The sequence below is a fragment of the Streptomyces sp. NPDC088733 genome (genome assembly GCF_044751185.1).
Lineage (GTDB): Bacteria > Actinomycetota > Actinomycetes > Streptomycetales > Streptomycetaceae > Actinacidiphila.
In genome coordinates this window covers 157,150-178,405 of the sequence record NZ_JBIVLH010000002.1, presented here as the reverse complement: position 1 = coordinate 178,405, position 21,256 = coordinate 157,150, and the positions used below count along the sequence as shown (strand labels likewise).

Sequence of the window (21,256 nt, the reverse complement as noted above, 5' to 3'; positions counted from 1 at the left end):
TGAGACCTCTGTACGCCGAACGTGTTTTCACCCCGTCGCGGCGTCCGGTCCTGCCCGCTGTTTGACCTCGGCGGTTCGGCCTCGTAACTTGAGCAGTGTTCAAGTAGAACAGTGTTCAAGTGACGGGATGAGAGGTGTCACCATGACGAGCCCGACCACGACGGCGACGGCGGCGGCGATCGCCGCCCGGCCCGGGCGGGCGCTGCTCGCGCTCACGCTCGCGGTGTCGGCGGTACTGCTGGGGAGCACGATCCTGAACGTGGCGCTGCCGGAGATGCAGGCGGCTCTGGGGGCGAGCGGCAGCGGGCAGCAGTGGATGCTGAACGCCTACACGCTCACCTTCGCCGGTTTCCTGCTGGTGGCGGGGAACGCGGGCGACCGGTTCGGGCTCAAGCGGCTCCTGGTCCTGGGGACGGCCGCGTTCACGGTGACCACCGCTGTCTGCGGCGTTCTCGACTCGGTCGCGTGGGTGATCGTCCTGCGGGCGCTCATGGGCGTCGCCGCCGCCACGATCATGCCGACCAGCCTCGCCGCGATCCTCCGCATCTTCCCCGCGGAGCAGCGCTCCCGGGCCATCGCGATCTGGGCCGCGGCGTCCGGCCTGTCCCTCTCCTTCGGCCCCCTGCTCGGCGGGGCGATGCTCAGCGCCGGGCTGTGGTGGGGCTCGGTCCTCGAACTGGTCGCGGGCTTCGGACTGCTCGCGCTCCTGGCCACTGTGGCCTGGATACCCGGGATTCGGGGGAGCGGCACCGGCAGGCTCCGCATGGTGCCCGTCGCCGGGTCGCTCGCCGGGATCGCGCTGCTGGTCTACGGGGTGGTCCACGTCGGCGGGAGCGGCTGGGGCTCGGCCGGCACCTGGCTGCCCGTCCTCGCCGGTGCGGTCGTGCTCGCGGGGCTGGTCCTCATGGAGATCCGTCACCGTGAGCCACTGGTCGACGTCGCCCTGTTCCGGCACACGTCGTTCACCGTCGCCGCGACGGCCCTGACCCTCGGGTCGTTCGTCGTCTTCGGCTACCTGTACATCACCACGTTCTACCTCCAGGTCGAACGGGGCTGCTCGCCACTGCGGACCGGGCTCCTGCTGATTCCGCTCTCGGCCGGGCTCGTCCTGGGAGCCCCGCTGTCCCGGCGTGTGACGCGCCGGACCGGGGCCCGGCTCACCATGGCGGCCGGGCTCGGCCTGATGACCGTCGCCTTCGCCGGGGTCGCCGGGCTCGGCGCGCACACGAACCTCGCCTGGTTCATGGCCGACGCCTTCGCGCTGCAGCTGGGATTCGCCCTGGTCCTCTCCCCGGGGACGACGCTGGCGTCCTCCTCCGTTCCCGCCGAGCGCGCCGGTGCCGGGTCCGCGCTGCTGAACACGTTGCGCCAGCTCGGCAGTGCGCTTGGTGTGGCGGTCCTCGGGTCGATCCTGTGGTCGCGCTTCTCGGGCGCGATGAGCGGCCGGCTCGCCGGAGTCCCGGCCGGTGCGCGTGCGGCCGCGACCGACTCGCTGACCTCGGCTCTGGCAACGGGGAACCCGGTGGTCGCCCGGGCCGCTGGGCCCTCGTTCCTCGGCGCCATGCACGAGGTCTCCCTCATCGCGGCCGCGGTGTCGGCCGCGGCCCTCGTCGCCACGGTCCTCATCGGGGCCCGCGGCCGTACCCAGCGCGAGCGGATCACCACCGGGCCCGCGCCGGCGATGCCCTGACGCCTGTCGGTGCCGGCTGCCAGGATGAGGCCATGGATGCTTCGAAGATCGTTCGCGCGCTGTGGGAACGCATGGAAGCCCGGGACTGGACCGGGCTGGGGGAGTTGCTGGCCGAGGACCTGGTGGTGGAGTGGCCGGTCAGCGGCGAGCGGATCGTCGGGCGGGAGCGGTATGTGCGCATCAACGCGGAGTATCCGGAGGGGTGGTCGATCCGGGTGCTGCGGGTCGTTGCCGAAGGCGAAGAGGTCGTCTCCGAGGTGGAGGTTCCGCACGAGACGATGGGCGTGCACCGGGTGGCGTCGTTCTGGACGGTGCGGGACGGCAGGATCGTGGCCGGCCGTGAGTACTGGAGCCAACTGGGCTCCGATCCGTCGCCGGAGTGGCGCGCCGGCCTGGTGGAGCCCCTGTGACGGAGCCGGCCGGTGCGTCCGGTGCCGCGGCTCTCGATCAGTAGGGTTGGCGTCCGCAGGACCGGGCGACCGGTCCTCCCGGGCCACCAGAGGCGGTCTCCACGACCGGCCACCATCCGTAGGGAACAGGCATGCGTTTGAGTCGGGCGAAAGTTCTCAGCCGGGCGCTCGAACTCCTCGACGAGGTCGGTCTCGACGCCCTCACCATGCGCGGGCTCGCGACCTCGCTCGGCGTGCGCGTCGGGGGCCTGTACTGGCACTTCGACGACAAGCAGGCGCTGCTCGACGCGATGGCGGAGGAGATCCTGTCCACCGTCGACCTCCCCGACCCGGCCCTGGAGTGGCGTGAGCGCCTGAGGGCGCTCGCCGGCGCGCTGCGCGAGGCGCTGCGGTCCCGCCGCGACGGGGCCCAACTGGTCGCCGGGACCTTCGTGACGCAGCCGCACACCCTCCGCGCCGGACGGGCGCTGACGTCGACCGTGCTGGACGCGGGCATCGCCCCCGAGCGCGCGTCGACGCTCGCCTTCGCCCTCTTCTACTACGTGCTCGGCCACACGATCGAGGAGCAGGCGCGCGACAGCCTGCCCGAGTCCTCCTTCGAGGCGCTGCTGACCCAGGCAGAGGCCGGCCACGCGCCGGAGGAGGCGGACACCTCGCTGCGCTCCATGTACGCCGTCGACGCCGGCCGGCGGTTCCTCACCGGGCTGGATGTCTTCCTCGACGGCCTGGCCGTCGATGCGGCACGCACGCCACCCGGCGCGCAAGGCCGGTGACCCCGTTCGCACCGTCGACGGACACCGCCCGCGCGGTGTCCGTCAACGGTGCCCGCCCCCGAGGGGGCTCCGGGCTACAGCTCCTTGATGCGGATGTCGCGGTAGGAGATCACGTCCGTCGTGCTGTGGACCTGGAGGCCGATGTAGCCGGTGGCGTACCGCCGGCCGTCGGTGCCCGGGTCACCCGCGCGCGGTGGGGTGAAGACCTGGCCGCCGACGTTGTCGAACTCGTTGATCACGACGCCGTTGCGCAGGACCGTGAAGTGCTGGCCCTCCGCGCGGATCTCGTAGTCGTTCCAGGTGCCCTTCTCGGTGACGCCGGCACCGCCCAGGCCCACGCGGTCGAAGCCGTAGACCGAGCCGGTCTTGTACATGTCGCCGTCCGGACGGTCGAGGATCTGGATCTCGTGCCCGTAGTTGATGGCGACCCACTCGGGGCGGGACTCCTCCGGGTGGCCGTGGACGTTCGGGAAGCGCACGAAGACACCGCCGTTGGCGTTGCCCGTGCCCGGGGCGTCGTCGCGGAACTGGAGCTTCAGCGAGAAGTCGCCGTACGTGCGCTCCGGGAACCACAGCATGCCCATGCCCGGCACCGTCGTGCTGCTGGTGATGGCGCGGTCGCCGGACAGGGTGAACCGCCCGCCGCCGACCTGCTCCCACTTCACCAGGGACGCCTCCGTGCCGTCGAACAGATCGCGGTAGCCCTGCGTCTGCCCGGGCTTGCCGATCTTCGACTGCTTGGCCGCCTTGGTGATCTTGTTGAACTCCCGCTGGTCGACGACGTTGTCGGCCAGCAGCTTGTCGAGCACGCCGTCGACGTGCTTGAGGAACAGCGCCTGCGAGGACCAGTCCTTCTCGTCCTCGATCAGCTCGTTGATCGTGCAGCGGCTGCGGGTGAGCCGGTTCGGCACCCCCGAGTCCACCGTGCCCACGATCACGGTCAGCCGCTCGTCGTACTCGGGGCAGTCGGGCGCCGGCACGCCGCCGCCCTGCGCGATGGTGAAGGCCTCCTGCCGGGCCGCGGAGGTGTTGCCCGCCTTGTCCGTCGCCCGGTGGGAGAACGTGTGGTAGCCGATCCGGTCGACGACGACGGGAGCGGTGTACGCGAGGTACGGGCCGCCGTCCAGCGAGTACTCGGTCCGGTCGACGCCGGAGCCCGCGTCGGTCGCGGTGACGGTGACCTTGGCGCTCGTGACGTACGCGCCGTTGGAGTTCTTGGTGCCGGCCACCGCCGCCGAGGTCTCCGGCGCGGTCGTGTCCTGCGTGGGCGGCGCCACGACGGTGAAGGAGACCGACTTCTCGGCCGCCGCGTTCCCCGCCTTGTCGGTCGCCCGGTAGCGGACGGTCTGCGGTCCGAGCTGATGCACCATCACCGGGCCGGTGTACGCCTGCCAGGCGCCGCCGGTCCCGATCGCGTACTCGATGGTGTTGACGCCCGACCCGGTGTCCGAGGCGGTGACCGTGACGGTCGCCATCGTGAGGTAGTCGCCCTGCGCGTCCTTCTCCCCGCTCACGGTCGCCGAGGTCTCCGGAGCGGTGGTGTCGTCGGTGGGCGGTGCGACGACACCGAAGTCGACGGACTTCTCGGCCGCGACGTTGCCCGCCTGGTCGGTGGCGCGGTAGCGGACGGTGTGCGAGCCGACCTGGTCCACCACGACCGCCGTGGTGTAGGGCTGCCACGGGCCGTCGTCGCCCATCGCGTACTCCACCGTGCGCACGCCCGACGCGTCGTCGGTCGCGGTCACGGTGACCGTGGCCGAACCGACATAGGCGCCGTCGGCGTTCTTCTGGCCCGCGACCTCGGCCGCCGTCGTGGGCGCGGTGGTGTCCTCGTCACCCGGCTCGGTCACCGTGAGGATGCCCTGCATCTGCCCGTGGCCGGGGATGCTGCAGAAGAAGCGGTAGCGACCGGGGGTGAGGGTCACGTCGACGGTGTGCCGGCCGTCGCTGTCGTCGTTCGGGTTGGCCAGGATGTTGACCGGGACGTCGTGGTTGTACTCGGGGTCCGACACGTCGAAGGTGAGCGTGTGCGGCATGCCGATGTCATTGCCGGTGGCCGCGCTGTTCTCGAAGACGAGCGTCGCGGGGCCGGCCACCGCGGTGGTCGGGAAGCTCGCGTACCGGTCGGTGCGCGAACTCGCCGTCCAGGTGAGCACCTGGGCCGCGGCCGCGGTCCCGCCCGCCGCCGTACGGTCGTCGCTGCGCCCGTACGCGGTCGTCGAGGTCAGCCCCATGATCAACAGCAGCGTGCCCAGCAGGGCCGTCCACAGGCGTAGAGGTCGCCGTCTCACTGTTCGGCCGCCTTCCTGGCCAGATCCGCGGCGGCGGGGGTCGCGTCGCCGCCCTTGTACGTCACACGCCACAGCGCGGACTGGGAGTCGGAGGTGAAGAAGCCGCGCCCGTAGTCGAGGACGTACAGCGAACCGTCCGGGGCGAACTTCCAGTCCATCAGGTTGCGGATGCCGCCCTGCCCGACCGGGACGATCTTCTTCAGCGACTCGGCCGTGACCGGAAGTCCGCCCTTGCCGACGGTCTTGGGGTCGGTCAGCACCGCGTGCCGCGGGTTGTCCGCATCGTAGAAGTCACCGACGAACCACTTGCCGTCCCAGTACCGCGGCCACGCGTCGGCGCCGGCGGTCTTGGCGTCGTAGCGGTAGACCGGGCCGTCCATGGTCGCCTGACCGCCGCCCTTGAGCCACGGCAGCAGGTAGGTGGCCTCCTCGTTCTTGTAGCTGGGCACGCCGGCGGCATTCCGCGGGAAGTCGGGCGCGCCGCCCTGCGGGGAGTACCAGATGGTGTTGCCCGTGACCGGCGGGAGGTTCACCAGGCCGTCGTTGTTCGGCGACTCGTTCTTGGGGGCGTCGCAGTCGTACCAGCCCAGCGGCCTGGACGGATCCGGCAGGTTGCGGTCGCGGTAGGGCTGCTTGTTGCCCATGCAGAAGGGCCAGCCGTGGTTGCCCGCCTTGGTGATCGCCGCGAACGTGTCGTACTTCGCCGGTCCCCAGGTGGTGCTGGGCGCGCCCGCGTCCGGGCCGACCCAGCCCGCGTAGAGGACGTCGGTCTTCTTGTCGACCGAGATGCGGGCGGGATTGCGCACCCCCATGACATAGATCTCGCCACGGGTCTTGCCGCCGCCCTCGTCCTGCTCCTTGCCGGTGAAGAGGTTGCCCTCGGGCAGCGTGTACGTGCCGTCCGGCTCCGGGTGGATGCGCAGGATCTTGCCGTTGAGGTTGTTGGTGTTGCCCGCCGTGCGCCGGGCGTCGGCGAAGGACAGGCCCTTGAAGTTGGGCTGCGGGTTGTTGCCGGAGTAACCGTCGCTGAATCCGGACGAGTTGTTGTCGCCGGTGGCGATGTAGAGGTTGCCCTTGGAGTCCCAGGCCATCCCGCCGCCGGCGTGGCAGCAGCTGTGCACCTGGACGGGCCACTTGAGCAGGACCTTCTCCGAGGCGAGGTCCAGCGTGTTGCTCGCGAGGTCCAGCGTGAAGCGCGAGACCCGGCGTTCGGCGACATGGCGGTCGCGGTCGAGGCCGGAGTGCGGGGTGTAGTGCAGGTACACCCAGCCGTTGCTCTCGAAGGCGGGGTCCAGCTCGATACCTAGCAGCCCCTCCTCGACCTTGGTCAGTTCGTCGCCGCCGCCCTTGTTGCCGAAGACGGTCAGCGCGCCGGCGAGCGTCACCTTCTTCGTCGCCGGGTCGTACACGTGGATCTGGCCGAGACCCTTCCCCATGTCGGGGCTGTTCCAGTCGGTCACGACCGGCGCGCCGTTCACGCCGCCGCCCCGGCCGATGTACAGCACCCGTCCGTCGGGCGCCACGACCATGCCGTGGGGCTCGCCGATCTGGTCCTGCCGGCCGGGCTGGTTGGGCTGGGTGACCCGCACCGCCGCGTAGTTGGCGTCGATGGTGGCCTTGCAGTCGGCGCGCGAGAGCCGCGTCGTCCACAGCAGGGCGCCGCGCAGGTGGTCGCGGAAGTCGGTCTCGGCGAAGGACTCCACCGTGCCGCCCATGCCGGTGTAGAAGGACCGGCCGCCGTCGTAGTCGCGGCACCAGGAGACGGGGTGGTCGGCGCCGTTGGCGCCGGTCCCCGGCCGGTAGCTCGCCTCCCGCACCTTGGCGACGGTGTGCACCTTGCCGGTCGGGTTGCCCGCCCAGTTGATCCACTGGTCGGGCCGCTTCCACTCCACCGGCAGGTCCCTGGTGGCGGGATGGACCCGGTCGGGGACCTCGACCGTGGCGCGCTGGACCCCGTCCGGACTCGTGGCGGCCGGCCGGGCTCCGATCAGCCCGGTGAACCAGTCCGAATACGGTTCGGTCCTGGCCGCGTCGTGGATGCCGAGGAAGCCGCCGCCGGTCTCCATGTAGGACTCCAGGCCGGCCTCCTGCTCGGGGTCGAGGACGTCGCCGCCCCCGGTCAGGAAGACCACCGCGTTGAAGGTCCCCAGCCGCTTCGGGCTGGTGAAGACCGAGGCGTCGTCGGTCGCCACGATCTTGAACCGCTGTGCGGCGGGACCCGACAGGCCGATCGCCTCGATGGCCTCGATGCCCGCGTCGACGGTCGGCGACTCCTCGGTGGCCGACGCGTGGAACACCAGGACCTTGACGTTCTTGCCGCCCGGTGGGGACGGCAGGGATAACGATGCCGGTGCCGGCTCTGGATACGGCCTGGCCGTGGCGGCGTTGCCGCCGATCAGGGACGCCGCCATGGTGCCGACCACCAGGACGGTGGCCGCGGCGCGCCGCGATCTCGACCGGTGATGTGGTGCGCTCTGCATGGTTCGCACTCCTCTGTGGTCACTTCTGTGGCACAGCAACAGCGCATGAAGCTAGACGGCTTTCGACGGTTCGCCAACAGCAATAGGCGGAATCCCACCATCTTTGTCCTGGGTGTGGATAAACGAAGATCACTGCTCTACGGTGTGGCCGTCCCTGGGGGTCCTCGCGCCCCGTCCGTCCCCTCACGGCACTGGAGTGTCCGGAATGGCCATGGACAGAAGGAGTTTCAGCCGGCGGCTGCTGGCGGGCGGCGTGGTCGCCGCCGCCGGGACGGCCTCGTTGTCGGTGGCGTCCGCGCCACCCGCCTCCTCGGCGGAGTCACCGCCGCCCACCGCACCGGCCGGCGGCCAGGTCCGCCATCTCAAGCTCTACGCCGAGACCTTGCCGAACGGTCGGATGGGATACGGCCTGGAGAAGGGCAAGGCCACCGTGCCCGGCCCGCTGATCGAACTCGTCGAGGGCGACACGCTGCACATCGAGTTCGAGAACACCACGGACGTGGACGCCAGCCTCCACGTCCACGGTGTGGACTACGACGTCGCCAGCGACGGCACCCGGATGAACCGCGGCCACGTGGAGCCCGGCGGCACGCGGACGTACACCTGGCGCACCCACGCACCCGGCCGGCGCAAGGACGGCACATGGCAGGCGGGCAGCGCGGGTTACTGGCACTACCACGACCACGTCGTCGGCACCGATCACGGAACGGGCGGGATCCGCAAGGGCCTCTACGGCCCGGTCGTGGTGCGCAGGAAGGGCGACATCCTGCCGGACAAGCAGTTCACGATCGTCTTCAACGACATGACGATCAACAACAGGGCCGCGCACGAGACCCCGAACTTCGAGGCGACGGTGGGCGACCGGGTCGAGATCGTCATGATCACGCACGGCGAGTACTACCACACCTTCCACATGCACGGTCATCGCTGGGCCGACAACCGGACGGGCCTCCTGACCGGCCCGGACGACCCCAGCCGGGTCGTCGACAACAAGATCACCGGGCCCGCCGACTCCTTCGGCTTCCAGATCATCGCGGGCGAACACGTCGGCGCCGGCGCGTGGATGTACCACTGCCACGTCCAGAGCCACTCGGACATGGGCATGGCCGGCCTGTTCCTCGTCGCGAAACCCGACGGGACCATCCCGGGTTACGAGCCGCATCACGCCGCTGGCGCCGCGCAGGACGCGGACGTCTCCGCGGGGCAGCACGCGCACCACTGACCGGGGCAGGGGGCAGCCATCCGGAAGCCGCACTGTGCGGGCTTCCGGGTGGCGCGCCCTCGCCGTCCCCCTGGACCGGTGGCTACAGGGTGATCCAGTAACGGCGCTTGAGGCCCGTGCCGGTGGTGCGGACGTCCTCCAGGACGCCACCGTTGCGCTCGATGGTGAGTGCCGACCCCACGTTTCCGTCGTCACACGTGACGAGGACCCGGTCCAGGCCGATCGCACGGGCCTCCGCGAGCACCGCACCCAGGGCCCATGTCGCCACGCCGCGCCTGCGTGCGGAGGGCCGGATGCTGTAGCCGATGTGCCCGCCGACATCGAGCAGGAGGTCGTTCAGGTAGTGCCGCAGATCAACGGCGCCCAGGTAGGTGTCGCCCTCGGTGATCCACCAATGGGTGGCATGCACGCGCCCTTCCCCGACGGGCGCGGACCTGTCCGCCTGCCGCCGCAGCCGTGCGACCCACTCCGAGAAGACCTCGGGGCTGCCGAGGTCGCCGTCGGGAGCCAGGCGCAGGCCCGATCCGTCCTGGTGGGCACCGGGAGACCACTCGTCACGCGCGGCCAGCCATGAGGCATGCAACCGGCCTGTGGGTGCGCTCAGTTCGGGCATGCGGGGACGCTAGCACCCGCGCGTTCCGCGGCGTTGTGACGGGTGCCGCGCATTGACCGCCGGGGCGGGCGCTGGGACGATCCCGTTGGCCGGAATGCACTGGGGGTGGGGCGTGGCCGGGATGGTGGTCGAGGTCACCGAGCGGTACTGCCGCACCTGCGAGCAACGGGTCCCGCCGGTGGTGCGCCATCGCGTCGGCACGTTCTTCGGCACACTGGCCGTGTCACAGGTAGGAGCGGTGGTCGTCGCCGTCCTGGCGCTGTTCCACCCGATGTCGTTCCCGCCGCCCGTCCACCTGACGGCGGGCTTGATCTTCTACCTCGCGTGGCCGTCGGCCGTCAGGCCCCCGTGGCTCGGTCTGGTGGCCGCCGCCGCCGTTCTGGCCGTCGCGGCGCTCGTGTCGGCCGGGGCGGGCAGCCGTGCGCGGCGGGCGGCGACCTGTCCGACGTGCCGGCTCGGGCTCGACCCCCGCTAGGGGCGGTACGAGGTGAACGGGTCAGTGTGGACGTGCCGTTGACGTCGGGCCCCGCGTAGGGGGCGGATCAGGGGGTCAGGGCGACGAAGGTGTCCGCGATGCGGTCGGCGTCGGTCGGGTGGGCGGCGATGGCGATGATGCGCCAGGTACCGGAGGAGTGACGCCGGACCTCGAAGTGGACTCCGAGGCGTTCGATCTCGGTGTTGTCGGCAGTACGGCGCGACCAGATCACGTCGATCCCGGCGGAGTGCGAGCTGTAGGCGGTCACTCGGCTGTCGGGAACATCGGTGTGGGTGTATCCGGCGGCCCGCAACGGCTCCTGCTGCGCGGCAAGGTAGACCAGTACCGCGTCCGGGTCGGTGCACCAGTCGTACACGGCGCGGGCCGGGTCGGGGTCGTCCACCGAGACGCTGAGCGGAGGGACCCAGAAGTCCAGAACGACCCGGGGATCGGCGGACGGGTCCGCGGCCACGGCGGTCCAGGCCGGGAGGTACTGGTGGAAGAACCAGTCGCGGGCCTCCTCGGCCGCACGCGCCACATTGTCCTTGTACTGGCCGAGGTCCACTTCGTTCCTTCGCCTTCCTCGCACCCCGGGCACGAGTGTGGCCCGGGCCTGGGATCGCCCCCGACGACATTCTGACAAAACGTCAGGCAAGAGGAACCCGACCCGCCGCCGCACGCTGCGCGGAGCGCGGGCCACCCGTGCTTCTTCGCGGCCCGCCCGGGACCTGCCGGCACAAGGAGGGTCGCCGGCCGGCCGGTGCCGGCGAATACGGAGGGCGATTCCGCAGCGACCGTCCGGCGCCCACCGGGTACCACGGTGACCGGAGGCGGCTTCCACTTCCTCACAGGGCGGCCTGTTCCCGTGCGGTCCCCCGGCGCCGGCGCGGCGTAGCCACCTGCCCGCCTGCCGCCCGGGAATAAATGTCATCGCCCGATGACTTCAGTTGATGACTTCGACTGATGACATCGAGGAGTGACGTGAACAGTCCCGCGACAGCGGACCCGCGGACCGGGCGGCAGCGAGCGCTGGTGCCGGTGCTGGTCTCGCTCGGCATGCTGGTCGCCGTGGTGAGCAGCCTCGGTGCCCCGCTGGTGCCGACGATCGCCGCGGAGGAGCACGTCTCCCTCAGCGACGCCCAGTGGTCGCTGACCGTCACGCTGCTCGTCGGAGCCGTCGTCACGCCGTTCATGGGCCGCCTCGGTGACGGCCCGCGCCGCCGCCCGGTGATCCTCGGCGCCCTGGTCGCGGTACTGACCGGCTGCTTCCTTGCCGCGCTGCCGCTGGGCTTCGGCTGCCTCGTGACCGGACGGGCGCTGCAGGGAGTCGGGCTCGGCCTCGTCCCGCTGGCCATCGCGACCGCCCGGGACGCCCTGCCGCCGCGGCGGTCGCGGCCCGCGGTGGCCCTGCTGTCGATCACCACCGTCGCCGGGGTCGGTCTGGGCTACCCGCTCACCGGCGTGATCACGGAGTCCTTCGGGCTGCACGCCGGCTTCTGGTTCGGGGCGGCGGTGAGCGTCGCCGCGCTGGTGGCCGCCGTCGTGGTGCTGCCGCCGTCCCCACGTGGTGCCGCGCCCCGGCTGGACGTTCCCGGTGCGCTGCTGCTCGGCGCCGGGCTCGCCGGGCTGCTGCTCGCCCTGAGCGAGGCCGAGCTCTGGGGCTGGGGCTCGCCGCGGCTGCTCGCCCTGGCGGGTGTCTGCGTACTGCTGCTCGGGGTCTGGGTCGTGCACGAACTGCGCACCGCGCGGCCGCTGGTCGACCTGCGGCTGACCAGGGACCGCACCGTGCTGACCGCCAATGCGACCGCCCTGGTGGCCGGCCTCGGGATGTACCTGCTGCTGTCGCTGGTGACCCGCTTCGTGCAGACGCCGCGTGCGGCCGGCTACGGATTCGGGGCCTCGGTGGCCCTCACCGGGCTGGTGCTGCTGCCGTTCTCGCTCGCCAGCATGGCCGCCGGCCGCGTGGTGCCGCTGGTGGCCCGGCGCGTCGGCACCGCCCTCGTGCTGCCGCTCGGGTGCGCGGTCTCGCTGGCCGCGGTGCTGGCCTTCGCCCTCGTGCGCGGACAGCTGTGGGAACTGTTCGCGATCATGGCGGTGGCCGGGTTCGGGATCGGCTGGATGTTCGCCGTCATGCCGGGCATGATCGTGGGATCCGTCCCCGCGCACGAGACAGGCAGCGCGATGAGCTTCAACCAGGTGCTGCGCTACGTCGGCTACTCGACCGGAAGCGTCCTGAGCGCCACCGTCCTGGAGGCTCACACCGTCGCGGGCGGCATGCTGCCCACCGGCGACGGCTACCGGACGGCCGCACTGCTGGCCTGCGGCGTGTGGGCGGCGATGATCCTGGTGACCGCCGTGCTCCCGCCGCGGCTCAAGCGTGCCGCTGCCACCGCGTCTGCGGTGGTGCCCGTGTCCCGGACGGTGGGCGAGGACGCGGCCCGGAAGGAGGCGAGGCGGTGAACGACCGTACGCCGTCGCGCAGGCGGGACTCCGCGCGCAGCCGCGAACTGCTGCTCCGGGCGGCGGGTGAACTCTTCAGCGAGCGGGGCTTCGACCGGACCACCATCCGCGACATCGGTGAGCGCGCGGGTGTCGATCCGGCAATGATCGCCCGGTACTTCAACAACAAGAGCGGCTTGTACACGGAGGTGCTGCGCGCGGAACTGGGCGACGCGGCCCCGCCGGACCTGCTGCGACCCGATCGGCTCCGTGCACTCCTCGAGCGGGCGGACCGGCGCGGCGCGGGCCCCGTCTTCCGGTCGGCCGTCCAGGCCGAAGGCGACCCAGTCGTCCAGGACGCCGCCCGCGTCCAGTTGTATCTGCGGCTCGTCGACCCCCTGCGGGAGCGGTTCGCCGCCAACGGTCTGGACCGGCCCCGACTGCGGGCCGAGACCGCGGTCGCCGCGTTCCTGGGGGTGCTGCTGGCCCGGGGTGCGGGAACGCTCGACGAACTGGCGTCCGCCGAGCTGGAGGACCTGCTGCCCTTGCTGCGCACCACGCTCGAGGGTCTCGACACCTGACGGTGGCGGGGCGTGCTCACTGCTCCAGCGGCAGGCTCGCGCTCGCGGGGGAGCGCGACGCGACGGTGCGCAGCGGAACACCGCGGAAGGTCTGGATGAGGACGAGTGCCGCACCGGCGGTCACGCACTGGTCGGCGAGGTTGAAGATGCCCGACGAGCCGACCTGGATGAAGTCCAGCACGGCGCCGCGGCCGAAACCAGGTGTGCGGAACAGGCGATCGGCGAGGTTGCCTCCGGCGCCCGCGAAGATCAGCCCGAGACCGACCGCCCACCCCGTGGACCGGACGGAGGGCGCGACCCGTGCGACGAGGACGAGCACGACGGCCGCAAGGAGCGCGAACACCAAGGTCGCGCGGGGCGCGAAGGAGCCGGCAGCCCCGGGGTTCCGGAACGCGGTGAAGGTCACCGCACCGCCCAGTGCGTGCCTGGGTTCGTGGCCCTCCACGGCGACCGCGGCGATCGCCTTCGTGACCTGGTCCACGGCGAATCCGGCCGCCGCAGTCGTCCACAGCAGGTACGTCCGCCGCACCGCCCACCTCCTGATCACCGACAGCCGTCCACCGAGCGTACGCGCTGCCGCCGACAACGGGGCGGTCGCCCGGGAAGAGGGGACGCCAGGCCGACCTCACCAGGTCAGGGTCAGCGAACCCCCTACCGGCAGCGCCTGCCAGCGGTCGGCGTATTCCGCGAACCGGGCCACGATTCGTTCGACCTCCGCGGGGATCTCGCCCGCCGGGACGTACGCGGGCAGCGACTGCGCGTGCCCGTTCCGGACCTCCCACACGGGCACGGCGATGCCCGCCAGGTGCTCCGACCGGGCCATGTCCGCCTGCGCCTCGGGGGACGACTTCACCGGCTTCGACTTGCGGCGCCGGGCCGCCTTGGCGCGCTCCGCGGGATCGGCGGGCCAGAACAGGCCGTTGTCCCCCGCGGCGAGGCGCCCGTAGACCCCGAGCTTGATGCCGGCCTCCGCCTCCACGAGGAAGTGCACCAGGTCGTGCGGCAGATACCGGTGCCCACCGGGCCCGTTGCGCGGGGCGAGTTCGGCCCCGGTCTCGCGGTGCACCGCGATGTCGTAGCTCGTGCCGGGACCCTTGGTGAAGACGACGCGCATACCGGGAACGGTAGGAGGTCCCCGCGGTGGGACGCACCTGGTTTTCCCGCGGCCGGGGTCCGTCCGCATGCGGTTCGTGCAGGGCAGCGGATGCGGCTGGCGGATCGGTTGGCTGCGGGCACCCTCTGGGGCAAGGTCAACGAGAAGGTCCCGGCCGGCGTGACGTCGGTGCGGATGCCCCTGCGGTCGGCGGGGCAGAGGTAACGCTCGGGCGGGCGCGGTCCTCTAGCCGGGTGACCAGGCGTGTGGTGGTGCTCTGGCTGAGGACGACGGCGTGTGCGACCTGCTTCGTCTCGCGCGCTCGATGTGCGTCTCGATCCTGCCCGTGCAGCAGGGACAGGGCGCACCGTCCCCGCGCCAGGCCGATGCCCTCGGGGTCCATCGCCGTCATGGGGCTTCCTCTGTCCACGCATCGGCCCCTGCACGACAGACCCCCCCCCACGACAGTAGGAAGCTCCTGCCCATACACCTCGCACGCCATCAAGCACTCCTTGCAATACTCGGCGTGTGCAATTACTGTCGACTCAGATAAGCGCACCTGCAATCTTCGGGAAGGGTGTCCCCTCATGCCTCTCGCGCTTCTGGCTCTCGCGATCGGGGCCTTCGGCATCGGAACGACCGAATTCGTGATCATGGGCTTGCTGCCCCAGGTCTCGCACGACTTCGGAGTCTCCATCCCCACCGGCGGCCTGCTCGTCACCGGCTACGCGCTCGGCGTCATGTTCGGCGCGCCGCTGATGACCGTGCTCGGCACCAAGGTCCCCCGCAAGCGGATGCTCATGCTGCTGATGGGCCTGTTCATCGCCGGCAACCTGCTCTCCGCCCTCGCCCCGTCCTTCGCCGTCATGCTCATCGGCCGGGTGATCGCCTCCCTCGCCCACGGAGCCTTCTTCGGTATCGGATCCGTCGTCGCCGCCGACCTGGTCGCCCCGGACAAGAAGGCCGGCGCGATCGCCATGATGTTCACCGGCCTCACCGTCGCCAACGTCATCGGCGTCCCGCTCGGCACCCTGGTCGGACAGTCCGCCGGGTGGCGCGTCACCTTCGGCATCGTCGCCGCCATCGGCGTCCTGGGCCTGGCGGGCGTCGCCCGCCTCGTCCCCGACGTGCCCAAGCCGGAGGGCGTCCAACTGCGTCACGAACTGGCCGCCTTCAAGAACGCCCAGGTCCTCCTCGCCATGGCGATGACCGTCCTCGGCTTCGGCGGAGTCTTCGCGGCCGTGACCTACATCGCCCCGATGATGACGCACGTCGCCGGATTCTCCGACGGATCGGTGACCTGGCTGCTGGTGCTCTTCGGCCTCGGCATGGTCGGCGGCAACCTCGTCGGCGGCAAGTACGCCGACCGTGCCCTGATGCCGATGCTCTACGTCTCCCTGGGCGCCCTCGCTCTCGTCCTCGGCCTCTTCACGGTCACCGCGCACAACCGGATCACCGCCGCGGTCACCCTCACCCTGATCGGCGCCCTGGGCTTCGCCACCGTCCCGCCCCTGCAAAAGCGCGTCCTGGACCATGCCCACGGCGCCCCGACGCTGGCCTCGGCCGTCAACATCGGCGCCTTCAACCTCGGCAACGCCCTGGCTGCCTGGCTCGGCGGCATCGTCATCGCGGCCGGGCTCGGCTACACCGCCCCCAACGGGGTCGGCGCGGCCCTCGCCGGCGCCGCCCTGCTGATCGCCGTCCTCTCCGCCGCCTTGGAACGTCGCGGCGGCTCGCACACCGCCGTCATTAGCGCTCCGACGGCCGAACGCCCGGTCGTCACTCACTGATCCGGCCCAGCACGGCCACCGTCCGCATGGGCCTGGCAACCACGTTGATCACGCCCGGCAGAACAGTCACCACCGCATCAACGACCAGTACCGCCTCTTGACGACAACCCGTTACCAAGGAGAGATCCCATGTGCACCACCGCTGTCGCCCCCCTCACCGCCCAGGATGCCTACGCACTCATCGACGCCGCCGGCAACGCTGCGGACGCAGCCGGTGTCGCGGTCAGCGTCGCCGTCCTGGATGCCGGTGGCCGGCTCCTCGCCTTCCGCCGTAACGAGCAGGCGGTACTGATCTCGGGTGAGACCAGCCGCGCCAAGGCCTACACGTCGGTCCAGCTGAGCACCCCCACGGTCGACCTCGTCGGCGCCGTACAGCCGGGCGGGCCCCTGCACACGCTGCCCACCGCCCTCGACCGGCCGCTGCTGTTCATCGCCGGCGGCATCCCCCTCCACCGCGACGGCCGGCTGATCGGCGCCATCGGCGTCGGCGGAGGCACTCCCGACCAGGACCACTCCTTCGCCACCGCCGCGGTGAAGACCCTCGGCTGACGTTGCCACCCCGGGCCGCTGACCGCCGGCTCCCATCCACCGGAAATCCGGCGGTCAGCCGTCCCTGTACCCATGACAGACCACCCCCGCGTCAGTCGCACACCCACTCACAGCGCCCCCTCCGGGCCGGAGCCGACCGGGCCGGCCGACGCGCGAAAGGATCAGCGCCATGACCAAGACGGGCCCCCAGATCACGCTGAACAATGGCGTCGCCATGCCCCGGCTGGGCTTCGGTGGCTTCCAGGTGGGCGAACGGGAGATCGCCACGGCCCTGGAAAGCGGCTACCGCAGCATCGACACGGCGTCGGCCTACGGCAACGAGGCCGACGTCGGGCGGGCGCTGCGCTCGTCCGGCATAGCCCGGGACCTCGTGTTCGTCACGACCAAGGTGTGGAACAGCGACCAGGGCTACGAAAGCACCCTTGCCGCCTTCGAGGCCTCGATCGCCCGGCTCCAACTGGACTACGTGGACCTGTACCTCGTCCACTGGCCTGCCCCGGCACGCAATGCCTACCTGGACACATGGCGGGCACTGGAGAAGATCCTCGCAGACGGCCGGGTGCGCGCCATCGGGGTCTCCAACTTCCGGACTGCGGACCTGCGGCGCCTGCTGGACGACAGCGGAACCGTCCCGGCGGTCAACCAGATCGAGCTGCATCCCTATCTGCAGCAGACAGAGCTGCGGGCGCTCCACGACCGACACGGCATCGTGACCGAGGCATGGGGCCCGCTCGCCCGCGGCGGCCTTCTGGGGCACCCGGTCATCACGGCCATCGCCGGCCGGCTCGGCAGGACCCCGGCCCAGGTCGTCCTGCGCTGGCACCTGCAGCTCGGCAATGTCGTCATCCCCAAGTCGGCGACACCCGAGCGCATCCGCCAGAACTTCGATGTCTTCGGCTTCGAACTCACCAACGCGGATATGGCCGTGATCGGCGGGCTCGGCAACGGTACCCGCACCGGGCCGGACCCCGACACTGTCAACTGATCCCCACGGAACAAGCTGAGTTGCCGGGCCGCTCGGGTCGCTGCCGGAGTCCGCGATGCCGGGCTCCGGCGGCGGGAGCGGCCCGTCCCCGACGCACACCGGGCGGCATCGAAGCCTGTCGCATCATCACCATGCCGGGCGTGCACGGACAGGCACATGCGAAGCCGTGGCCACCGGTGCCCGAAAGGCTCCGCTGTATATTCCTCGGATGACCTCTTCGGATGCGATCGACGACCGCCTGATCACCACATTCGGTCGTCTGGTAGAGGCCTACAGTCGACTTGAACGCCGGCTGGGCGGCGCCCTGCAGGCGGAGGCCGGACTGCCTCACGTGTGGTTCGAGGTCCTGCTCCGTCTCGCCCGCTCGGAGAACGGGCAGATGACGATGGGCGTTCTCGGCGAGCAGATCGCGTTGACCAGTGGCGGTGTGACCCGGCTGATCGATCGCATGGCAGCCGCAGGATACGTGGAGCGCCGTCTTCTCCCGGCCGACCGCCGGGTGGTGTACGCAGTGGTCACCCCGTCCGGCCGTGAGGTGGTGAACCGGGCCTCCGTCGCGCACGCACGCAACCTGCGGGATGTCTTCGCCGGATTCGGGGAGCAGGACCTCGACAGCCTCGATCGCCTGCTGGACCGTCTGCGGGAAAACGTCCCCCCCGCCTCCTGATCGATCCGTTCCCGGCGAGGTGGTGTCAGACGCGCGGTCGGTGCCCGGTTGGTCGCCGCTGCGACTGTGCCCGGCGGGGCGGCCACGGTTGGTCGCTCGCTCGACGGTGTTGCGCTTCTTGTACCGCTCCTCGTCGAAGCCGGGTGGCCGTCCGCCGCGTGAGCCTTTGTGCCGGCGGGCAGCCTGGCTGTCGGTCGTCTCCGGGAGGGTGTGCCGGATGCCCCGGCGTCGCAACAGCTCGCGTACGGGCCCGTAGGCGTAGGCCGACGTGGACGGCGAGTATTCGCATCGGCTGGACAAGTCCCAGGCTTCCTGTGCGGGGCCCGGTCGGCGGGCGGTCAGCGGAGGGCCGCGGCCTCGTAGCGGTCGACCTGCTTGCGGAGCAGCAGCGCGGTGGTGTCCGCGTCGGCGTCCGACGTGGTCCGGGTGCCGGCGTTGACGAGCGCGGGTCCGTCGAGGACGAACTGCTGGAGGGTGGTGGACCCGCCGTCCTTGACGCGTACGCCGAGGGAACGCTCGCCGAGCTTGTCGACGCCCGTGCGCGTGTACGTGACGACGGAGCCGTTGTGCGTCCGCTCGCGGCAGGACTGCAGTGCCTGCTCCATCGCGTCCAGCACCTCGGCGGCGTCGCTCGGGGTGGCGTACTGCCGCAGTTGGACGGTCGCGACCGCCGCGGTGCCCCCGGTGCCGTTCCGGAAGGTGCTGTCCACGGTGACCTGCGCCTCGTGGGGCTGCGTGTAGTCGCAGAAGCTCTGGTTCGCGCCGAGCCCGTCGCCCTTGCCCGCGGACCAGCCGGCGGGCAGGTCCGACAGGGGCAGCAGGGCCGCACCCAGTTTCTCCTTCGCCAGGAAGTGCGCACCGGGGCCGGGCGGGGCCGCGCCGGGTGTGCCGGCCGCGGGGGAACCGGGGGTGCTCCGCGTCGCGGGCGGGGCGCCCGCGGAGGCCGGGGGCGTGGTGGAGCTGCAGGCGGCGAGAGCGGCGGTGAACAGGAGCGTTCCGACGATGTGGACGAGCTTGCGGTGGGACAAAGGGTTCCTTGCAGGTGGCGACTGATCTGTCGGGCTGAACGGGATGGCCGGCGCAGCTTATGCACCTGTCGCCGGCTTCCGTGCGACGGGCCCGTTATGCGCAGTTGGCCGTTGCGTCTCCGGTCGGTGTACGCGGCCACTGCCGGGGACTGCGCGGGCGGGCAATGCGCCGTGCGCAACGGGGCAAGGAGGGTCGCCCGGGCCGGACCTACGGTCGAGGTGTCCCGCCACGAAAGGGACCCGATGCGCAGGGCTGCGGCCGCTCACGGACCCCCGCGGTTCCCGGACCCGGCGCACCAACCATGAGGGAGTGAGATCGATGACGGAGATCGAACAGTTCGAGGGAGCGGGGGAGGAGGGCCGGCCGCTTCATCGCCTGACCGTCGCGGGTCTCCTGGCCTCCGTCCTCGCGGCCAGCGTGGTGTGCGCGGTGCTCGCCATTCTGCCGCTGGGCCATCCCAGCCTCGCGTGCGGCATCGCGCCGCTTCTCACCGCGGGGGCCGTGGCCGTCGTGCTGGGCCGTCTGAAAGACCGCTACCGCCATCGGGCGGCGCAGGCGTGTGCCGTGTCCGACACCGTGCGGCGGGTCCTGCTGCGGCCCCTTCCCCGGCGCATCGGCGCTCTCGGGCTCGCGTCCGTCTACCGTGCCTGCGGCGGTCGCGGTCAGGTCGGCGGCGACCTGTACGCGGTCGCGCGCACGGGTGGGGCGACGCGGTTGATCATCGGCGACGTGTGCGGCAAGGGCCTGCCCACGTTCGAGGACGTCGCGGCCGTGCTCGGCGCTTTCCGGGAGTGGGCCCCGCGGGCCGAGGGCCTGCCCGAGTTGTCGGCACGTCTGGAGGAGAGCTTCCTGCGCCACCTGGCGGAGGCCGACGACGGCGCCCGCGACACGAACGAGCGCTTCGTGACGGCGCTGCTCCTGGAGATCCCGGACGGCGAGCGGTTCGCCCGCATGGTCAATCACGGACATCCGTCGCCGGTACGGGCCCGCGAGGGGGGTGTCGACCTGGTGCCGGGCCGCCCGTCGCTGCCGCTGGGACTGCACGGTCTGCCCGGCTTGGGCGCGATCGAGGAGTCCTTCGAACTGGCCGTGGGGGACACGCTGTTGCTCTACACGGACGGCCTGATCGAGGCCCGCGACGCCGCCGGGCGCCACTATCCGCTGCTGGAGCGCGCACGGGACTGGGGGTGGACCCGGCAGGACGCGGCACACCACGACTCCCTGCCCGCCGTGCTCGGGGAGATCCTCCAGGACCTCGTCGCCCACTCGGGCACGCTTCCGGCGGACGACCTCGCGATGGTCGCGCTGACCCGCCTGGAGGGACCGGGTGCGGCCGCGCGGCTCCAGCCCGTGGGTGAGGCCCTGCACGGGGCCGCCGGGTGAACGCGGCGGGCAGGATCACGTAGGCAGGTACCGGTACCCGTGCGGCCACCGCGCGGGCACCGGCCACGGGGGGCCACCCCGGCGCCTCGCCGGACCGTCACTCGTACCGGTACTTCAGCGAATCCGCCTCCGTCCGCTCGATGTCGGCGATCGTCAGCTCCGGCATCCGCAGCTGGGCCAGTGTCACCTCGGCCGAGGTCGGCTGGGCGTCCGCCGGCAGCCACTGCTCCGGCTTCCAGGCCGCGCTGCGCAGGAGCGCCTTGGGGCAGTGCGGGTAGACCTCCTCGATCCCCACCACCAGCGCGCTGGCCGGCGGCTTGCCCACGGCGGTCAGCTGCGACAGCAGCTCCGGGCGGGTGGAGACGCAGGCGCGGCCGTTCACCCTGAGCGTGGTGGTGCGTCCCGGGATGACGAACAGCAGCCCGGCCCGGCCGGTGGCGACGACGTTCTGGAGGGTGTCCAGGCGCTTGTTGCCGGTCGCGTCCGGTATCGCCACCGTTCGTGCGTCCAGGACGGAGACGAATCCGGGGGGACCGCCGCGCGGTGAGACGTCGCAGTTGCCCTCCTCGTCCGCGCTGGCGACCAGGACCAGCGACGCGCAGGCGATCAGCCGCCCGGTCTGCTCGGTGAGTTCGGTCATCTGCTTGCGCACGGCGGCGTCGCCGGGGAGCGCGTAGGCCTGGCGCAGCGCCTCCTGGTCGCGTACGGCGTCGAGGCGGAGCGAGTCGAATGCACTGCTGACAAGGGATGGCGTCATGCCCCCGACCCTATGGGGCGGACCTGCCG

At 71.5% G+C, this 21,256-nt stretch carries 20 protein-coding genes; 12 read left to right on the top strand and 8 right to left on the bottom strand.

The genetic code is table 11. From position 1 onward, the window contains the following. Positions 1-142: 142 nt before the first annotated feature. The 3 genes from ACIP64_RS04180 to ACIP64_RS04170 all read left to right on the top strand — a co-directional run bounded on the left by ACIP64_RS04180 (position 143) and on the right by ACIP64_RS04170 (position 2,873). Positions 143-1,690 carry an MFS transporter gene (locus ACIP64_RS04180; RefSeq protein ID WP_401581574.1) on the top strand — a complete coding sequence of 516 codons (1,548 nt, stop codon included), beginning with the start codon at positions 143-145 and terminating at the stop codon, positions 1,688-1,690. Positions 1,691-1,722: 32 nt separating this feature from the next. After that, complete coding sequence (locus ACIP64_RS04175; RefSeq protein ID WP_401581572.1) at positions 1,723-2,100, top strand: nuclear transport factor 2 family protein; 378 nt, start codon at positions 1,723-1,725, stop codon at positions 2,098-2,100. A 131-nt stretch (positions 2,101-2,231) separates the two neighbouring features. Next, a complete protein-coding gene (locus tag ACIP64_RS04170; protein WP_401581570.1) occupies positions 2,232-2,873 on the top strand; it encodes a TetR/AcrR family transcriptional regulator C-terminal domain-containing protein in 642 nt (213 codons plus the stop codon). Positions 2,874-2,947: 74 nt separating this feature from the next. Here the strand turns inward: ACIP64_RS04170 and ACIP64_RS04165 are convergent, their stop codons facing one another. Beyond that, positions 2,948-5,107: an OmpL47-type beta-barrel domain-containing protein gene (locus ACIP64_RS04165; RefSeq protein ID WP_401582381.1), complete on the bottom strand. Its 2,160-nt coding sequence runs from the start codon at positions 5,105-5,107 to the stop codon at positions 2,948-2,950. 53 nt (positions 5,108-5,160) lie between these two features. Next, positions 5,161-7,575, bottom strand: a complete 2,415-nt coding sequence (locus ACIP64_RS04160) for a ThuA domain-containing protein (protein WP_401582380.1) — start codon at positions 7,573-7,575, stop codon at positions 5,161-5,163. 280 nt (positions 7,576-7,855) lie between these two features. Here ACIP64_RS04160 and ACIP64_RS04155 point away from each other — a divergent pair, with 280 nt between their 5' ends. Continuing rightward, positions 7,856-8,866, top strand: a complete 1,011-nt coding sequence (locus ACIP64_RS04155; protein ID WP_401581568.1) for a multicopper oxidase domain-containing protein — start codon at positions 7,856-7,858, stop codon at positions 8,864-8,866. Between the two features lie 82 nt (positions 8,867-8,948). Here ACIP64_RS04155 and ACIP64_RS04150 read toward each other — a convergent pair whose 3' ends face one another. After that, positions 8,949-9,479, bottom strand: a complete 531-nt coding sequence (locus ACIP64_RS04150; protein WP_401581565.1) for a GNAT family N-acetyltransferase — start codon at positions 9,477-9,479, stop codon at positions 8,949-8,951. A gap of 94 nt (positions 9,480-9,573) precedes the next feature. Here ACIP64_RS04150 and ACIP64_RS04145 point away from each other — a divergent pair, with 94 nt between their 5' ends. Continuing rightward, the gene (locus tag ACIP64_RS04145; RefSeq protein ID WP_401581563.1) at positions 9,574-9,954 is read left to right on the top strand and encodes a hypothetical protein; all 381 of its coding nucleotides are present in this window, start codon (positions 9,574-9,576) and stop codon (positions 9,952-9,954) included. 67 nt (positions 9,955-10,021) lie between these two features. Here the strand turns inward: ACIP64_RS04145 and ACIP64_RS04140 are convergent, their stop codons facing one another. Then, entirely contained in the window at positions 10,022-10,519 is a 498-nt protein-coding gene (locus ACIP64_RS04140) for a hypothetical protein (RefSeq protein WP_401581560.1), read from the bottom strand. A gap of 416 nt (positions 10,520-10,935) precedes the next feature. Here ACIP64_RS04140 and ACIP64_RS04135 point away from each other — a divergent pair, with 416 nt between their 5' ends. Together ACIP64_RS04135 and ACIP64_RS04130 are read left to right on the top strand one after the other, a co-directional pair. After that, positions 10,936-12,414, top strand: coding sequence for an MFS transporter (locus ACIP64_RS04135; protein ID WP_401581558.1), 1,479 nt, complete (start codon positions 10,936-10,938; stop codon positions 12,412-12,414). Continuing rightward, the gene (locus tag ACIP64_RS04130; protein WP_401581555.1) at positions 12,411-12,974 is read left to right on the top strand and encodes a TetR family transcriptional regulator; all 564 of its coding nucleotides are present in this window, start codon (positions 12,411-12,413) and stop codon (positions 12,972-12,974) included. The genes ACIP64_RS04135 and ACIP64_RS04130 overlap by 4 nt, the downstream gene beginning before the upstream one ends. 16 nt (positions 12,975-12,990) lie before the next feature. Here ACIP64_RS04130 and ACIP64_RS04125 read toward each other — a convergent pair whose 3' ends face one another. Together ACIP64_RS04125 and ACIP64_RS04120 are read right to left on the bottom strand one after the other, a co-directional pair. Next, positions 12,991-13,503 (bottom strand): signal peptidase II, encoded by a 513-nt coding sequence (locus ACIP64_RS04125; protein ID WP_401581552.1) that lies wholly within the window; start codon positions 13,501-13,503, stop codon positions 12,991-12,993. Positions 13,504-13,599: 96 nt separating this feature from the next. Next, positions 13,600-14,088 (bottom strand): hypothetical protein, encoded by a 489-nt coding sequence (locus tag ACIP64_RS04120; protein ID WP_401581549.1) that lies wholly within the window; start codon positions 14,086-14,088, stop codon positions 13,600-13,602. Between the two features lie 566 nt (positions 14,089-14,654). On the opposite strand from ACIP64_RS04120, the gene ACIP64_RS04115 reads away from it, so the two are divergent. From ACIP64_RS04115 to ACIP64_RS04100, 4 genes are all read left to right on the top strand, one after another. Beyond that, positions 14,655-15,857 carry an MFS transporter gene (locus tag ACIP64_RS04115; RefSeq protein WP_401581546.1) on the top strand — a complete coding sequence of 401 codons (1,203 nt, stop codon included), beginning with the start codon at positions 14,655-14,657 and terminating at the stop codon, positions 15,855-15,857. A gap of 129 nt (positions 15,858-15,986) precedes the next feature. Continuing rightward, positions 15,987-16,406 (top strand): heme-binding protein, encoded by a 420-nt coding sequence (locus ACIP64_RS04110; RefSeq protein WP_401581544.1) that lies wholly within the window; start codon positions 15,987-15,989, stop codon positions 16,404-16,406. Positions 16,407-16,575: 169 nt separating this feature from the next. Next, on the top strand, positions 16,576-17,391 hold the full coding sequence (locus ACIP64_RS04105; RefSeq protein ID WP_401581542.1) for an aldo/keto reductase: 816 nt from the start codon (positions 16,576-16,578) through the stop codon (positions 17,389-17,391). A gap of 208 nt (positions 17,392-17,599) precedes the next feature. Then, a complete protein-coding gene (locus ACIP64_RS04100) occupies positions 17,600-18,058 on the top strand; it encodes a MarR family winged helix-turn-helix transcriptional regulator (RefSeq protein WP_401581539.1) in 459 nt (152 codons plus the stop codon). A 338-nt stretch (positions 18,059-18,396) separates the two neighbouring features. On the opposite strand, the gene ACIP64_RS04095 is transcribed toward ACIP64_RS04100, so the two are convergent. Then, entirely contained in the window at positions 18,397-19,086 is a 690-nt protein-coding gene (locus ACIP64_RS04095) for a hypothetical protein (RefSeq protein WP_401581537.1), read from the bottom strand. A gap of 319 nt (positions 19,087-19,405) precedes the next feature. Between ACIP64_RS04095 and ACIP64_RS04090 the strand changes: the two genes are divergently transcribed. Continuing rightward, positions 19,406-20,470: a PP2C family protein-serine/threonine phosphatase gene (locus ACIP64_RS04090; RefSeq protein ID WP_401581534.1), complete on the top strand. Its 1,065-nt coding sequence runs from the start codon at positions 19,406-19,408 to the stop codon at positions 20,468-20,470. A 97-nt stretch (positions 20,471-20,567) separates the two neighbouring features. Here ACIP64_RS04090 and ACIP64_RS04085 read toward each other — a convergent pair whose 3' ends face one another. Further along, positions 20,568-21,227, bottom strand: coding sequence for an MSMEG_1061 family FMN-dependent PPOX-type flavoprotein (locus ACIP64_RS04085; protein ID WP_401581531.1), 660 nt, complete (start codon positions 21,225-21,227; stop codon positions 20,568-20,570). Positions 21,228-21,256: the final 29 nt, after the last annotated feature.

Coding starts and splice junctions, on each gene's coding strand:
- ACIP64_RS04180 (WP_401581574.1), top strand. CDS start 143: ATGACGAGCCCGACCACGACGGCGACGGCGGCGGCGATCGCCGCCCGG.
- ACIP64_RS04175 (WP_401581572.1), top strand. CDS start 1,723: ATGGATGCTTCGAAGATCGTTCGCGCGCTGTGGGAACGCATGGAAGCC.
- ACIP64_RS04170 (WP_401581570.1), top strand. CDS start 2,232: ATGCGTTTGAGTCGGGCGAAAGTTCTCAGCCGGGCGCTCGAACTCCTC.
- ACIP64_RS04165 (WP_401582381.1), bottom strand. CDS start 5,107: ATGGGGCTGACCTCGACGACCGCGTACGGGCGCAGCGACGACCGTACG.
- ACIP64_RS04160 (WP_401582380.1), bottom strand. CDS start 7,575: ATGGCGGCGTCCCTGATCGGCGGCAACGCCGCCACGGCCAGGCCGTAT.
- ACIP64_RS04155 (WP_401581568.1), top strand. CDS start 7,856: ATGGACAGAAGGAGTTTCAGCCGGCGGCTGCTGGCGGGCGGCGTGGTC.
- ACIP64_RS04150 (WP_401581565.1), bottom strand. CDS start 9,479: ATGCCCGAACTGAGCGCACCCACAGGCCGGTTGCATGCCTCATGGCTG.
- ACIP64_RS04145 (WP_401581563.1), top strand. CDS start 9,574: ATGCACTGGGGGTGGGGCGTGGCCGGGATGGTGGTCGAGGTCACCGAG.
- ACIP64_RS04120 (WP_401581549.1), bottom strand. CDS start 14,088: ATGCGCGTCGTCTTCACCAAGGGTCCCGGCACGAGCTACGACATCGCG.
- ACIP64_RS04115 (WP_401581546.1), top strand. CDS start 14,655: ATGCCTCTCGCGCTTCTGGCTCTCGCGATCGGGGCCTTCGGCATCGGA.
- ACIP64_RS04110 (WP_401581544.1), top strand. CDS start 15,987: ATGTGCACCACCGCTGTCGCCCCCCTCACCGCCCAGGATGCCTACGCA.
- ACIP64_RS04105 (WP_401581542.1), top strand. CDS start 16,576: ATGACCAAGACGGGCCCCCAGATCACGCTGAACAATGGCGTCGCCATG.
- ACIP64_RS04100 (WP_401581539.1), top strand. CDS start 17,600: ATGACCTCTTCGGATGCGATCGACGACCGCCTGATCACCACATTCGGT.
- ACIP64_RS04090 (WP_401581534.1), top strand. CDS start 19,406: ATGACGGAGATCGAACAGTTCGAGGGAGCGGGGGAGGAGGGCCGGCCG.
- ACIP64_RS04085 (WP_401581531.1), bottom strand. CDS start 21,227: ATGACGCCATCCCTTGTCAGCAGTGCATTCGACTCGCTCCGCCTCGAC.